General features: G+C 60.1%; 11 protein-coding genes and 4 pseudogenes. 6 read left to right on the top strand and 9 right to left on the bottom strand.

Annotated elements, in window-relative coordinates:
• The first annotated feature begins 207 nt into the window (after positions 1-207).
• Entirely contained in the window at positions 208-384 is a 177-nt protein-coding gene (locus tag ACVWYP_RS42430) for a hypothetical protein (protein ID WP_155258785.1), read from the top strand.
• Positions 377-2,446, top strand: a complete 2,070-nt coding sequence (locus ACVWYP_RS42425) for a recombinase family protein (protein ID WP_028344307.1) — start codon at positions 377-379, stop codon at positions 2,444-2,446. Before ACVWYP_RS42430 ends, ACVWYP_RS42425 begins: the two co-directional genes overlap by 8 nt.
• A 34-nt stretch (positions 2,447-2,480) precedes the next feature.
• Here the strand turns inward: ACVWYP_RS42425 and ACVWYP_RS42420 are convergent.
• The 6 genes and pseudogenes from ACVWYP_RS42420 to ACVWYP_RS42395 all read right to left on the bottom strand — a co-directional run.
• Positions 2,481-2,825: pseudogene (locus tag ACVWYP_RS42420) on the bottom strand (ATP-binding protein); the annotation flags it as partial.
• Positions 2,822-4,084: pseudogene (gene istA / locus ACVWYP_RS42415) on the bottom strand (IS21-like element ISBj11 family transposase); the annotation flags it as partial. The pseudogenes istA and ACVWYP_RS42420, both read right to left, overlap by 4 nt.
• Positions 4,085-4,555: 471 nt before the next feature.
• Positions 4,556-5,083, bottom strand: a complete 528-nt coding sequence (locus tag ACVWYP_RS42410; RefSeq protein WP_259245187.1) for a thioesterase II family protein — start codon at positions 5,081-5,083, stop codon at positions 4,556-4,558.
• A 113-nt stretch (positions 5,084-5,196) separates the two neighbouring features.
• On the bottom strand, positions 5,197-5,616 hold the full coding sequence (locus tag ACVWYP_RS42405) for a globin domain-containing protein (RefSeq protein WP_028342888.1): 420 nt from the start codon (positions 5,614-5,616) through the stop codon (positions 5,197-5,199).
• A 424-nt stretch (positions 5,617-6,040) separates the two neighbouring features.
• On the bottom strand, positions 6,041-7,951 hold the full coding sequence (locus tag ACVWYP_RS42400) for a di-heme-cytochrome C peroxidase (protein ID WP_244980950.1): 1,911 nt from the start codon (positions 7,949-7,951) through the stop codon (positions 6,041-6,043).
• 438 nt (positions 7,952-8,389) lie between these two features.
• Positions 8,390-8,794 (bottom strand): VOC family protein, encoded by a 405-nt coding sequence (locus ACVWYP_RS42395; protein WP_075969173.1) that lies wholly within the window; start codon positions 8,792-8,794, stop codon positions 8,390-8,392.
• A gap of 145 nt (positions 8,795-8,939) precedes the next feature.
• Between ACVWYP_RS42395 and ACVWYP_RS42390 the strand changes: the two are divergent.
• Positions 8,940-9,680: pseudogene (locus tag ACVWYP_RS42390) on the top strand (IS6 family transposase).
• 488 nt (positions 9,681-10,168) lie between these two features.
• Here the strand turns inward: ACVWYP_RS42390 and ACVWYP_RS42385 are convergent.
• Together ACVWYP_RS42385 and ACVWYP_RS42380 are read right to left on the bottom strand one after the other, a co-directional pair.
• Positions 10,169-10,381 carry a hypothetical protein gene (locus ACVWYP_RS42385; RefSeq protein WP_129964749.1) on the bottom strand — a complete coding sequence of 71 codons (213 nt, stop codon included), beginning with the start codon at positions 10,379-10,381 and terminating at the stop codon, positions 10,169-10,171.
• 362 nt (positions 10,382-10,743) lie between these two features.
• On the bottom strand, positions 10,744-10,986 hold the full coding sequence (locus ACVWYP_RS42380) for a hypothetical protein (protein WP_129964748.1): 243 nt from the start codon (positions 10,984-10,986) through the stop codon (positions 10,744-10,746).
• Positions 10,987-11,407: 421 nt separating this feature from the next.
• Here ACVWYP_RS42380 and ACVWYP_RS42375 point away from each other — a divergent pair, with 421 nt between their 5' ends.
• The 3 genes from ACVWYP_RS42375 to ACVWYP_RS42365 all read left to right on the top strand — a co-directional run bounded on the left by ACVWYP_RS42375 (position 11,408) and on the right by ACVWYP_RS42365 (position 13,069).
• Entirely contained in the window at positions 11,408-11,674 is a 267-nt protein-coding gene (locus ACVWYP_RS42375) for a DUF3892 domain-containing protein (protein ID WP_075969178.1), read from the top strand.
• Between the two features lie 797 nt (positions 11,675-12,471).
• Complete coding sequence (gene queD, locus ACVWYP_RS42370; protein WP_028342886.1) at positions 12,472-12,834, top strand: 6-carboxytetrahydropterin synthase QueD; 363 nt, start codon at positions 12,472-12,474, stop codon at positions 12,832-12,834.
• Between the two features lie 28 nt (positions 12,835-12,862).
• The gene (locus tag ACVWYP_RS42365; protein ID WP_244980951.1) at positions 12,863-13,069 is read left to right on the top strand and encodes a 7-cyano-7-deazaguanine synthase; all 207 of its coding nucleotides are present in this window, start codon (positions 12,863-12,865) and stop codon (positions 13,067-13,069) included.
• A 654-nt stretch (positions 13,070-13,723) separates the two neighbouring features.
• Here the strand turns inward: ACVWYP_RS42365 and ACVWYP_RS42360 are convergent.
• Positions 13,724-14,783, bottom strand: a pseudogene (locus ACVWYP_RS42360) (IS110 family RNA-guided transposase).
• Positions 14,784-14,795 lie beyond the last annotated feature (12 nt).

Genomic DNA, 14,795 nt, shown 5'->3' with positions numbered 1-14,795 from the left:
TTGGGGGCGAAGCGCATTTTGTCATCAGACAGCCTGACGGCACGTTAACGTTGCTGCCGGCATGGATGACGGCTCCCGCCGCCGCTTCCTTCCGACTCAAAGCTGATCCAAGGCTTCCGGTGAATCGCCTACTGGAGGCGCGCATTCTTGTCGACGCGCTCTTAGCCTCCTCCATTCGGGAATCGTCCCATTCACAAGGAGGCGGTCATGGTGGCGGCATCACATCGCCAGGGGGATCTGTTCGAGAGTCCTCCAACATACGGCAGCATTCCAATCGAGGCTCACCAACAGATGCTGGAGCTCCTAAAGGAGCTTCTGACCGAAGCGCTCACCGACAGCGCGACCGAGGTACACGACGTCGGCGGGGAGAACGGCGGTGAGTAAGATCACGTCCGTGCACCTTGCTCGCCAGGCCGTGGTCTACATTCGTCAGTCGACGGCCGATCAGGTTATCCACAACAAAGAGAGCCAGCGGCGTCAGTACGGCTTGGCCGACCGGGCGCGGCAGCTGGGCTGGAGCGAAGTCGTTGTGATCGACGATGATCTCGGCCGCTCTGGTGGCGGCACCGCCCGTCCCGGATTCGAGAAGTTGCTCGCCGCCATTTGCGAGGGGCGAGTTGGTGCCGTAGTCTCAATCGAGGCATCTCGGCTCGCCCGCAACGGCAGGGATTGGCACACGCTCTTGGAGTTCTGCGGGCTGGTCGCCACCCTCATCGTTGATGAAGATGGTGTGTATGATCCGCGCCACCCCAATGACCGCCTTCTGCTCGGCATGAAGGGCACGATGAGCGAGATGGAGCTGTCGATCTTCCGTCAGCGCTCACTCGAGGCCCTGAAGCAGAAGGCACGCAGGGGCGAGCTCTTTTTGAATGTCGCCATCGGCTACCTCAAGGTCTCTCACGATCGCATTGAGAAGGATCCTGATCGGCGCATCCAGGAAGCGCTGGCGCTTGTGTTCGCCAAGTTTACCGAGATGCAAACGCTACGCCAGGTGCACTTTTGGTTGCGGCAGGAGTCCATCGCTTTGCCCGCAGTCAGCAATGGCGCCGAGGGCCGGCACGTCGAGTGGAAGCTGCCCGTCTACAATACGATCCACCACATCCTGACGAATCCCATCTATGCTGGCGCCTACGCCTTCGGTCGCTCGGGTAGTCGGGTGACGATCGAGGGCGGCCGCAAGAGGATCGTGCGTGGCCTCCGCCGTGAGCAGCGCGACTGGGAGGTTTTGATCAAAGACCACCACGAGGGCTACATTACCTGGGCGGAGTTTGAGAGGAATCAGCGCCTGATCACCGACAACGCCAACGGAAAAAGCTTCATGAGTCGTGGTTCGGTCCGCCGCGGCGAAGGCCTTCTTGCAGGGCTCCTTCGTTGCGGTCACTGCGGCCGCAAACTTCACGTTGGCTACAGCGGCACGCACAGCACTGTCGGGCGCTATTATTGCCGCGGTAGCCAGATCAACCATGGCGGAGATCCGTGCATCTCATTCGGCGGTTTGCGCGTGGATCGCGCGATCAGCGCGGAGGTCATCGCGCGGGTGCAGCCGCTGGGTGTCCAGGCAGGGCTGGCGGCCATAGAGGCGCGCGGGCGTGAACACGCCGACAAGCTACGTCAGCTCGATTTGGCTCTGGAGCAGGCACGCTACGAGACAACTCGCGCTCGTCGGCGATACGAGACTGTCGATCCGGACAATCGCCTTGTTGCCGGCGAGCTGGAGCGGCGCTGGAACGAACGCCTGCTCGCTGTCCACGAGCTTGAGGGCGAGCGCGAGGCGTTGTTGGCGACGCCGGAGACGACGCTGAGTGATACCGATCGCGATCGGCTGCTTGCGCTTGGTGCCGATCTCGAGCGAGCTTGGGAAAGTCCGGGTGCAACAGCTGCGACGCGCAAGAGGATCATCCGAAGCTTGATCCATGAGATCGTCGTGCGCATCCGCGACGAGATGCTGGACTTGGTTGTCCACTGGCATGGCGGCGATCACACGGCATTGCAAGTGAGGAAGAACCGCACCGGCGAGCACCGCTGGAGCACCGCAGCAGATGTGGTCGATCTCGTTCGTGTCCTCGCGCGTCAGATGCCCGACAGCACGATCGCCGCGGTTCTCAACCGCGCCCGCAAGTCGACGGGGCGGGGCAACAGTTGGACCCGTGTCCGCGTTCGCAGCCTGCGCAACCAACACGCCATCGCGGCCTACCAAGAGGGCGAGCGCGCCGAGCGTGGAGAGGCCACTTTGGACGAAGCTGCAACTGCGTTGAAAGTCAGCCCTTCGACGGTTCGCCGTCTGATCGAAGAACAGAGCTTGCCTGCGCAGCAGCTGTGCAAAGGCGCGCCGTGGATGATCAAAGTGGTTGATCTGGAACGTCCCGATGTCAAGCGCACCGCGCATGCGCGGCGGCTCCGGCGGCCATCGTCTGGCGATCCTGGTCAAAAAGAACTTGAACTCTAAGGGGGTAGCGAGATGGGCAGTATGAATCTGACTCGGGCGGGCCAAACAGCAGCAGATTGGCGCCCTTGCCGAGCCAGCCGTCGCCGGCGGCGAGCGCGCTCATTTGCGCCCTGGAGATCATCGGCACGGCTTCGAAGTCGAAGCTGTCAAAGGTCTTTCCGGTGGGCAGCCGCGCCTCGACGAGATGGCGCTCGATGCGGCGACGGCTGCGTTCAGCGATCTCGTGCTCGGCAATGGTGGCGAGGAAGCGCGCCGCCGGCCAGCCTTCCTTATCGGACAGCTCGGCAAATTGCGGCCACAGCACCTTGATGGCGGGCAGCCGCAGCTCGTTGAGCAACAGATTGAGGCGCGCGGTGTCGACTACGTTGGTTGTGCTCATGCGGCACCTCCGATCTCGGCAGTACCGATGAGGCATTCATAGGTGGCGAGCGGTGCGAGGCGCACCACGACGTTCGGCATCTGGGCGGGATCCGGGGCGAAGTGAGTACGTAGCCGGTTGAGGTCGGGCAGCCGGCCGTCGTTCAGGTCGGCCGTGAGCTGATCGGCGAGTTCGGCCTCGCAACCGCGCTCATGGGCGAGTGCGAGGAGATCGACCATGATCCGGCAGGCCTTCTTGTCCGGTAAGCGTTTGCGCAAGACGTCGAAGGCTCGGCGGTAAGCTTCCCGGGGGAACAGCTGGTCGCGGTAGACCAGGTTGAGGAGCGCCATCGGCTTGCGCCGCAAGGAATGGATCACGTGCCGATAATCGACGACCTGATCGTGCTTGCCATTGGGATGCGGCCGCCCGCGCGGCAAGGTGAGGAGATGCGTGCCGCCGACAAACACGTCGAGGTGATCGTCATACAGGCGCACCCGCAGCCGATGGCCGATCAAGCGCGACGGCACCGTGTAGAACACCTTGCGCAAGGTGAAGCCGCCGGACGATGTCACGTGGACGATCACCTCTTCATAGTCCGACGTGCGGCGGTCCGGCAGATCCTGAAGTGCGGTACGTTCGCTGTCGATCCGCTTGGCGTTGCGGGCATTGCGGCGGCTGACGATCTCATCGATGAAGCCACGATAGGCAGCGAGATCGTCGAAGTCGGCGGTGCCACGCAGCAACAGCGCGTCGCCGACCGCCCGCTTGAGATGGCCATGCGAACTCTCGATCGCCCCGTTCTCGTGGGCGATGCCACGATTGTTGCGGGAGGGGCGCATGCCGTAATGGGCACAGAGGTCTTCGTATCGCCGCGTCAGATCGTCTTTGGCGTCGCGGTCGAGATTGCAAAAGGCGGCCGACAGGCTGTCGGTGCGATGCTCCCGTGGCGCTCCACCGAGTGACCACAAGGCATTCTGCAGGCCTTCGGCCAGAGCGATGAAGCTCTCACCGCCGAGCACGACATGGGCGTGCTCAAACCCGGAATAGGCCAGCCGGAAGTGATAGAGACGATGGTCGAGCGGCACGCCCGCGATCGTGACACCCAATTCGCCCATGTCGGTGAAGTCGGACAGGCCGCGCTGACCGGGTTCGTGGGTCTGCCGGAAGATGACCTCCTGCTCCTCGCCGTGGATCGCCCGCCAGGCCCGGATCCGGCGCTCCAGCGTGCGACGGATGCCGGCGCCGAGCTCAGGATGGCGTCGGAGCAACTCCTCGAAGATAGCGCCCGCCAACGCGCGTGTTCCGATTCACTGAGCACCGCGATCGCCATGGAACTGATGTCGCCTCGGCGATCGATCGGCTCGATGTCGACTCCTACGTCCCCACCGCGCGCGATGCCTATCAGGCATCGGCGTCTGCCATGCGACAGGCTGAAGTGGATCGGCGGCAAGCGCGGTAGGACGGCGCGCGGCTTGCCGAAGCGGCTGGTGGCGAAGACCAGATCGGCGGCGCTGATGTGGACGTAGGCCTGCAGCACCTGCCGCAAGGCGGCATGCGCGACGATGTAGCGCCGGCGGCGTTCATCCGCCCGGTGGCCGGCCGCGACCATGCGCTCCGCATCGGGAAAGCACCGGCAGCCGGCCGGTGTCGCAGGCACCATCCAGCTCGACCAGCCACAGGTGCACGTCGCCGCGCCCGAGCGCAGGCGCGACATCGGCAGGTCGGGCGGTGGGCCACATCGCGTGCTATCGTTAGCGAGGCATCGCGCGCAGCACCGGCCTGAGTATCGACACCACGAGGTCGATTAACACCGGCAAAGACTTGCGAAAGTAGAAGTGGCCGCCGGGAAGCAGCACGGGCACGAATGCGTGCACGTGGCTTGCCCATCGCTCGAGAAGGTCCGGGCGCACGACGGGATCGTCCTCGCCGCCCAGCAGCGTCGTCGGGCAGGCAAGGCGCACGGGAGCTTCGGGACGATAGGTCTCCAAGATCTCGACGTCCGCCCGCATCGGCTTGATCAACGCGCTCATCATCTCCGGGTCATTGATCACCGCCTCGGGTAGTCCGTCGTAGTGTCGTAGTGACCAATCCGGGCGATGAAGTCGGGGTCGGTCAGCCGCGTCGCACTCCCTCGGCGCGCCCGGCCGATTCCGTTCACTCGCGTTCCCACAGATTGCAGACCCCGCGGATTTGCCACTGGATCCAACGTCACATTCCAAAGTCGATCGCGACGATGCGACGGCGGCTCGCCCGAACGCTGTTGAGTTCGTCCAATCCACAGACCACCCTTGTGACGCAGTAAGACTAAATGTGGCGTTGAGTATGGTACCGTCGCGCACGTCTTATTTGTGTCCGACGTAATCTTTCACAAACTGGCCCCTGTCCGCCGCTGTCAGAATGAACTCGGTCGGCCAGCCGCGCGCAGCATCTCGTTCTGGGCGGTGGCGTAAAGTGTTCGCCAGGAATCCCTCAACTCGGGGGTGAAAAAAGCGCCGAATTTGCGCTCAAAGCTCCACATCAGCGCCTCGCCCATTGCGACAAAGTGCGATGGCTGAACGCCAAGTCTGGCGTGCTTGTGACCGGAAAGCGTGATCAGCGATTGGAACATCGGTCTTTCGTCGAGCGAAGCGACCAGAGCGGTGATCATATCCAGCATCTTCATTCGCTGCTTCTCAGCATCGCCGCCGAACAAGCTCCTTGCATCAGGAGCTAGTTCGACGAACCTGTTGTAGCACAGGTCAGCGAGGTCGCGACGAATCGGCCACATCGCGTCAAATGATGTCCTTATAAGGTCGACCTGCTCGGGCGTCATTGATCAGACGAGCAGGCTCGTAAAGAATGGTTTTGTGATCTCATCGACTAAAGGCACCCTCTCGTCAGAAGTGATGATGGAGACAAACTGGTGTTTGCAGTTCCAGCAATGCCAATGATTCTGAACTTCATTCGCATTCACGCGTTCATGCCACTCGAGGGTGACTAATCCAGAACCACAGCGAACGCATTCTATGCGATGTCGCATCGAAATTGGGAGCATGCGTAATCTCTATTCTTATGCAGAAGCGACGCATACGTAAGATGGGCGAGAATTTGTAAGCCGTCACTTGTGCTTCCTGGAGCGGTTGTGCTGGATCAGATGTCTGTGCGAGAGCTCGGTAAACCGATGCCGTTTGCTCAAACAAGCATGCTGTGACCGACAGCATGTAGGAAGCCGCTCAAAGAGGGAGCGCCGGAGCGGGTCACAGTGTCTTGAGGTATTCAAGCAACGCCCTTTTTTCTGGGTCGCTTAAACTGGTCCCATACTCGTGGCCGCATCGGCTATTCCCGGAGTTGATATTACTGCAATCCGTGAGGGATAGAGTTTCGCTCAGGGGCTCCTGGGTGGCAGCAAGACCAACGTTTTCAATGTCGTATTTCCGTCCAACGCTAAATTGCGATAAGCGCTGCCCTGATGGCTTGAGCAATTCCGCCAGCGTAGGAACCGAGCCGTTATGAAGATATGGTGCGGCGGCCCAAATGCCCTGCAGAACTCGAGCCTCGTAGGAGCCCCATGGAGGGAGCCGGCTGCGAAACGCTCGTTCTGCTCCCTGCCGCTTAGTTTTAATTGCTTCCGAGGTGCTGGCAGTATCAAAAGCCGTTAGCAAATCCTGCAGCGTTGGTGGTAGTCGCACCAGACCCAGAGACTCCGGTGTGTCCGACGATCCCGGCTCTGGCGCCGCTGCCACCCGGGCATTGGTTGAAGGGGCGCCGCCGGCCAACAGGTGTTCCGCTATCGAACCGATGACCGAGGTCGCAAGAATGTTAAAAATCTCATCGTTCTCCTTGAGCGGGGCGGTCGCGAACGGAATGAACGCTCCTTTCAGCACGCCCGTTTTCGCCTTCCAGGTGAGGACATCGTATTCTCGTGTATCGGTACCAACGTTCTGGACCGGAGTTCTCCACGTTTTGATGAATGGAACGCGTTGCTCTCCGTCTTCAATCCCGTGACACCCGCTACATCCCCCTTCAGCGGAATCCCTTTCGAAAATTACTTTGCCCCGGGTGGCCAAAGCAGCGTCAATCTTCCAGGGCCATTTCGGAGGGCCGATCCGCTTCACCAAGTTTTCAAGCTCGCTCAAGCCGTCGAAATTGGTTGAATTATTGTCGAGGAAATTGATAATCGCGCCCTGACGCTTCGGCTCGAACGTAGCGAATACCCCCAGAACCTCGCCAACGTTCCGAGCCAGCCCCAAGATGTCATTTCCATTTTTTGCGAATCCAGGCCATTGCGTCTTGTCTTGCCGCGGCGAATTCCAAAGGAATGGGTATCTCACGGGAGCGTCCGCGTTTTTCATATTTTCCGGGATCATGAAGTCGGGTGGCGGACCGATGTCCAGGCCGGATATGCGGTTGAAGATCATTCCTACAGCATCGAGACGGCCAACTCCCCAGCCGCTCTTGGGCAGCGCGCGTACCATGAGCGTGTGAAACCGCAAGTACCACCCATCTACCTGTCGACGAAGGTCCGCAACATCGGCCGCATCCGGCGTTGTGGACCGCAGGACAGCTGCAGCAAAGGGAGCGAACGAGCTGTCGCTGGCAATCACATCGCCGACTGCCTTGTCCAGATCGCCAAGCAGTGCGTAGAAGTCTACAAGCCCCGGACCGCCATCCACCCGATACACCTTGCCGTCAACTTCGATCTGGCGCGTGTGACATGCCGAGCAGGTCATTCCAACGACCTGGAAGTCTTGAGGGCCAGAAGCGTGAAAACCGACGGGAAGGTTGGCCGTGTTTGCAGGATTCGGTAGATAACCGTACCGTGACAAACCATCCGCGAGGAATGGCTGTCCATTCTTTTGCTTCAGGGCCTGCATCCAAGACAACGCAATCAAACGCGAGCCCTGATCGCGCGAGTAGAAGTCCGCTCTTGCTGCCGCGGTCCAATCCATACCTTGGTCAACATATATGGGATTGGCGTCGGTCCCTTGAGCACTTGATCTTGTCGTGACGACAAACGTCAAGGCAATTATAAAGAGAGTCCGGAGCATCGTGTGGCCTACCGCTTCCATCGTCAAAATTGCAAGAAGAGGCGTGCGCCGAAATTCCGCGCCATTTCCGGCAAACTTCGGCTCGCCTTTCGGCTTGCAGGTCGCTTGATCATCGATCATTAGAGGCCGCTGTCCAACTAAGTGCAACCTACCAAATCTTAGAAGAAGGCACCGGCTAGCGGTGTAGCGGTAAGCCCACTAGTCGAAGAACCGCATGCCGTGGCGAATCAGACGGATGCCAATTTGTCTGTAGAGACTGGCGATCCCTTTGGAGGTCTGGGTAGGTATTGGCGATCACTTTGCCGGGCGACGTGCGTCTCCCGCCGAATGGTGGAGTCACATTCGTCGCTTGTGGAGGCGGACACTGTGTCGTGCCGGCAGTGGCTGGCAGCGCAACCATTCAACAGCAAGTTAACTCGGCGGCCCTCTGTGAAGTGCCGACGCGCAAGGGTAAGTGAGCCGGCGGCGGGCCGGGTTCACCCAACTTTCCGAAGGGGCAACCCGCCAGCGGGTCAGCAGCCACCGGCTCGCATGAGGCGCAAGCCGGTGGCTGGTGGACTACGCGCCGCCTACGGCAGCTGCCTTGGGATGCTGCGGAGAGTTTTGACGAAGACCGAGGGAGTTGCCGTCGGGATCCTTGAAGAAGGCAAGCCGAACGCCGTCTCCCACATCATCTATTTTACTGACCTCCACGCCCTGCTTCTGCAATCGGTTACTTGCCTGCTCGATGTCATCGACGACAAGCGTTGCCACGGCACCGCCTGTTCCGACTCCGGTAGGGTGCACATTCAGTCCGATGGCAACACGTGGAAGCACACGGAATTGCCGCCATGTCGACGTGTGGTACTTTTCGTCTGGAATTAAGCCGAGCTTCTTTCCATAGAACGCCACGCTGGCATCCAAGTCTGATACATCTACTTTGGATACAAAAGCGTATTCGCCAATAACATCTTTCAGTGCCATTATTTGCTCCCTGTGCTGTGGCAGCTCGCAGATTGCAAGAATTTGTGCTACACGCAAAGCATGCTGTCGCCTCCTCGTCCTGGTAGGGGCCGAGGGTGCCGTCAAGTTCAACGAATTGGAGCGGCGCAGGGGGTATACGAGCGACGTGCGGACTGCCAAGGATCCTCCTTATCACCGCCATCGCTTCCCGTCGGAAGTGATCAGCTATGCCGTTTGGTAGTATTTCCTGTTTCCCTTAAGCTTGCGCATGGTCGAGGAAATGCTGGCGGCGCACGGCGTTGGCGTGACCTTATGAAGCCGTGCGCCAGTGGGGACGGAATTCGGCAAGCCGTTCTCCGATCGGATCGGCCAGCGCGCTCCCGCTCGCGGTGACAATGGTATCTGGACGAAGTCGTTATCTCGATCGCGGGCGAATAACATTGGCTCTGGCGCGCTGTCGACCAGAATGGCTTCGTTCTCGACGTCTTGATCCAGCGCCGAAGAGATTCGCGCACTGCACAGCGGTTCATGAAGAAGCTCTTGAAATCCGCCGGCATGCCGCCGCGCGTGATGATCACGGACAAATGCCGTTCGTACGGTGCTGCGAGGGCGAAGATGGGCGTTGAACATCGCCAGTACAAAGCTCTCAACATTTTCATCAGCCGACGAGGCGGCGCGAGCGGATCATGACGCGTTTCAAATCGTCCCATCAGGCTGAACGGTTTCTGTCAGTTCATGATCAGGTTGCGAACCTTCTCCACATCCCCTATCCCGGAGCCTCGCCGCCGACTTCCGTCGTGCCTCGCGTGAGCGAGCCTTTGCGACTTGTCGCGAGACCTCCATGACAAGCGCTACCGCCGACTCTCGACCTTTGGGAATCGCCTCCTTCGGCTCGGTGGTCGATTAAGTTGACGATGCCGCTATGAGTATTCAGTTCGCTTGACTCTCTTGAGTCGGATGACAGCGCGCCAATCTCGAATTTGGCGGCGCTTCAGTTTCGGAGCCGTTAGGCGCCAATCCGAATCCAGCGGCCATCTATCAGTCCATCGATCCGTTTAAGGATTTCGAGATCAGGCCCTTCATCAAAGTAGATGTTGTATCCATACAGCCAGCCATCGTCGCTGTGCAGTACCTTGATCGGTGCGAATGCCTGTTAACCTTCCCGCAGGGGGGCAAGTCCCGAACCAACCTCACTAGGTTCGCGCCGTCGCTCCACCAGCAATACCGCAGCATCGGAAAATGCGGCATCGTCGGTCACGACATACCATTCCATTAGGAGCGAAAGCCGATTGGACAAGGAAGAATCGTAGAACCGGGAGCGATTGGGTTCAGTCGGATCGCGCTTCATGACGGGAAGTTGCAGGAATCGCTGCGCGATCGGCCAAAATGCGATTCCTAAAGTCTTCTTCTGCTCGATTGATTTCGCTGCGATCCGTTGTCCTGATTCCAGACCGCCTTTGCCCAGTCGGCCTTCTGGGCAGCTTCCGCGAACAAGGCTCGCAGAGCCGTATCATCGAGATAGTTTGTCAGATAGTCGCGGATCGACGGATTAATGAAGCTTACGCGCCCACTGCTAATTGACACAAAGCCGCCTTCGAGGATCTTCAATGCTTCCTCGAAATCCTTGCGGCGAGCCTGTTCGATCGTGACCGCGGATCGGAAGATGATCCGCTACTGCCGGCACCGTTACCTGATGCGCCGATTCATCTCTTGGAGGTCGGCAGCCTTGAATGGCGTGAGCCGTCGCGTCGTCCTGCTCGGCGCGATAGAGCCCTTGCCTGTCCCGTTGACTTGATCCGGCCGCCCCCCAGAGTAGGTAGGAGCCGATCCAATGTTGATGCTGTACCGTCAAACGTCGTTAGCCTTTCGGGCTGGACTCGGTGGAGCATCAGGATCTGACGATGTCTAAAAAGACTGCCAACTTGCGCGCCAAAGTTAAGAAACGCATTGCCCAGATCGAAAGTATGACACTAGTCCAGATTCAACGGGTCATGATGGATTGTGTGGCCGAGCGGTCTGCTGGCAGGATGACGACGTGTGAGGGCAATGCGTTGCGCCGAGCGCTGAACAAACGGGTCAGCATTCTCAGACGAGACCTTGTCGCGTAAGAGTTCGCGAGCTTGCAGGCAAAGCGCCGCGCCGAACTGCGGGAAGCCGGCGAGCTGCGAGAGAAATCGCGAGAAAGCCAAAGCGCGGTGGAACCGGTTCGCCAAGCTCGCATGCCTAAAGAAAGAACTCGCGCCACGGAGTTAGGGCACATCAGCGGTACGCGCTCGCGTCAAGGGACAAGAGAAGAAGTCGCATGTTCAAACAACCACGCTTCCGTTCTTATTCAACCGCGGCTCGCATCGGTATTGGCATTGCGGTCTTAAGCGCCGTCCTGCTGGTCTGGATAATAATGACGCACGTCGTGCGGTAAGGCTGGCCAGTTGGTGTATCCGCGCTGGCATAACCAACGATGCAGATACAGACAGCGAGCAGAGGAAACCCGGGTGAATGCAACCCGCCCGTACTGACCACGTTATTCAAATTTTCAACCCGTGAGGCGGGGCTCTGAAGGTTTCCAAGCAATCGGATAATGAGTCCGTTCTGCTAACGGTCAAAGCCTTGGCTCCACGAAATAAGGAGTGAGCCATGACTCGCCGTATCACCTGCATTACCAAGCTGCCTAACCATCAAGACCGCCATCGGCGTATTCAAGCAGTCGGTGGTTCAGCATGGCGAGATTCGGAAGAAACAGCCATTGCAAACGTCAAACGCGACAAAAGCGCTTATGATGTCACTGAGCAGGGTAAGACAGTCAAGGTGATCGTCAAAAAACACGATGGTCGCGAGTACCTAAAGACCGAGAATGATCATTTTCTTCCCGACAATCTTCTGAGCCTTCCGGATTGCTCGTGACCGGCTTGTCCGTCGTCAGATGATTTGAGACTGATCAGGCTTTTCGAGAAGGGAGGCTCTGGCTCATCAGGGTTAGAGTTTAAGCAGGCTGCAGTTGATGCTGCAAGCGGCCGTTTGCGATGGTGTCGCGCTTGATGCGTTCTCGCTCGGCGAGGATCGCCTCCGCTTGAGGCGCGCGCCAGCCACCCGTTCGTCCAGCCGGTCGCGGCGGAGCGCCGGGACTGGGTCCGGGTCCGGGGGTCGGCCGGTCGCCGGAGGAGTTGGGGCTGTGAGGCGGCCGAGACAGACGCTGAAGCCGCGGCAGGCCGCGGTCCTGGCCGCCGACCGCGAGGTGACGGCGCTCGAGATCGGCCGCGACTCCGGCCTTTACCCCAACGGCAATTCGCGGACATGGGCCGAGCTCGGCTCGTCACTGATTCGGTGCCCTGATCGCCGGCTCCGTGGCGTAGTGCGGCCGCAAGCCCCTTCGCTTCGAAATCACGGAACGCGGTCGGATCGCGATTGCGCTCTTCAAGGCCATTGCCAACAGAGAGGTTCGACATGCAGGGGCCTTCGGGCAGAAGGTTGCAAAAGAACGGCGGAAGGACCTGCTGATACGGCTTAAACGAGGTGAGCAGGTTTCCGAACGGGCCCGAGGCGCTACCCGAGCGTCTCGAAGACCTTGACTTCGCGAACTTCCTGCTCCAGCCGATGGATGGTCCCGACGTCGTCGCCAGTACACGCGATGCCATCGAATATTGTCGGCCTCATCCCAAATGGCGTCTCAGCGTCCAAACTCACAAACACCTCGGAATCAAATGAGAATATCTCAAGCATTCAAGTTTGAAGCCGCGCACCGGCTGCCGAACGTGCCCGAGACGCATCGCTGCCACAGGATGCACGGTCACTCCTACCGGATCGAACTCGTCTTGAGCGGTCGGGTCGATCCGCGGACGGGCTTCGTGATAGATTTCTTCGAGCTCGAGGAGGTTTTAGGGCCTTTGTTGCGACAACTCGATCACCATTGCCTCAACGATATCCGCGGGCTCGAGAATCCGACCGCGGAGAACATCGCGATCTGGATCTGGGACAAGATAAGACCCCGATTGCAGCAACTCTCCGCGGTCAAGGTCTTCGAGACCGCCGAATGCTGGGCCGAATATGATGGAGACGAACCGTGAGGCTCGGAGTCATTTTGGGACACTGGGGATGACAAGATCTGCACTCGTGCGTTTCTCTGGAGGCCATGATTCTACGACCTGCCTTGCCTGGGCGTTGACGCGCTACGACAGCCGCGCGGTTCGTCACGGCGTGCTCGATGATGGGCTGGGGACTCGAGAAGGCGGGCGTCTCAGGCGACCGCAGCGCGCGCTTCCGCCGAACGACACCATCCTGCAGCTGCCGGCCAGCATCTGATTACTATGTGGCGGAGAATCTCTGGGTGGCCGGCCCTGGCTGGTGTTAGGGCGCCTCTGCCACATAATCTCGTCCGACACACAAGAACGGATCCGAACCGGCATCGCGCACAAGCGCAACAAGACCATCGATACCCTTGCGGAAAGCCTTGGTTCGAGAAACAGCTGTCGATGGTCTCCTGCGGTTCGACGCTCGCCGAAGGGTTACGGTTTCTGCACCCCGCGCGCACTGACAGTTCAGGGGCCGGTGATCTGGAATCAGAAACAGCGGAAGCCCGTTCCCGAAGATCATACGTCCGTCAGCAAGGACGAGGAATCGGGTGCACGCGGATTGCAGCGCGATCTGCAAGACCGGTTGCAGCCGGCGCACGACGAGCCGGTGAGCGCGCCCGTCAGCGATAGCGCTCCCCATCCCGAAGCACCTGCAGGCTAGGGCCGGTGGGTTCGCCGCCTGCTCAAGGTCGGCATTGGCCTTTGCGATCGTGGCCGTCTTCGGATGGTTGCCGCTGAAGGCCGTGCTGCAGACCTCGGGCGTCGAGGCCGTGGTCAATGCCAGGATCGTGACCTTGCGCTCGCCGATCCACGGCCCCGTGAGCGCGAAGCCGCCGCAGGGCTCGACGCAACTCAGCGTGGTCCATGAGGGCGATGCGATCCTTCATGTCGTCAACGCGCGCGGCGATCGCGTGCGGCTCGACGATCTTCGGCGGCAGATGTCCCGAGCGGTCAGGCGGGTCTGCGCTTTCCATGCGATCTCTCGCACCGCTGGCGATGGCTGCTCGAGCCGGTATAGCTTTGTTTTTCCGATCTTCGGCGGGTGCCGATACGTCCAGGCGCTCTCGACCAACATGTGGCGAACGCGGCCATTGCCGGCCTTGGTGATGCCGCCACGCCTGACCGTCTCCCCGGTCGATCGCTCGCCCGACACCAGGCCGAGATAGCCCATGAGCTGACGTGAGGTCTCAAAACGGCTCACGTCACCAACCTCAGTGGCAAATGTCACCGCGACGATTAGATCGATACCTCGCAGTGTTTGAAGCGCCCGCACGAGCGGCTCCAAGGACCAGGCAGAGACGAACTCTTCGATCGTGCGCTCCAGACGTTCGACCCGCTCCCTGGCGAGGCAAACCGCTTCGACCATTTCTTGGAGCGCGATCTGATGCGCGGGATGATCGAACTGCTGTTCCTGAAGCCAACGCAGATAGCGCATCGTCCATCCCTTCTTGCGGGGATAGGTGCGGCCGTGCTTGAGCATGAAGGCGCTCACCTGTTGGCGGTGGACCCGCAGCGCCTCAACCGCCGCCGCCCGGGCGCGGACGAGATCGCGCATCGCTTCGTGGCTTTCATCGGGAACCCACACCGCCGTCAGCTCGCCGGCGTGCAGCAGCCGGGCAAGAGAAACAGCGTCCCGGCGGTTCGTCTTCACGCGATCACCTGGCTTCCTCGGGATCAGCGACGGCGCAACCACGGTGCATTCATGGCCGAGCGACCGGATCAGGCGATAAAGGCCATAGCCAGTCGGACCGGCCTCGTAACAGAAATGCACACCACCAAACCGGCTGGCGATCCGTTCAACGACCCGGCGCATGGCCGTCGCCGACGCGTCGACCTCACCGATGAAGCGAACCTCTCCTTCCCGGCCTGTTTCCGCGATCGCGATGGGCGTTTTTCAGCTTCGCGACGTCGATTCCGACAAATGCTTCCCCATAATCTGCCACGGCTCGTCCTGC

Source organism: Bradyrhizobium sp. USDA 3262 (genome assembly GCF_054060035.1).
This window is presented reverse-complemented; position numbering and strand designations above follow the sequence as displayed.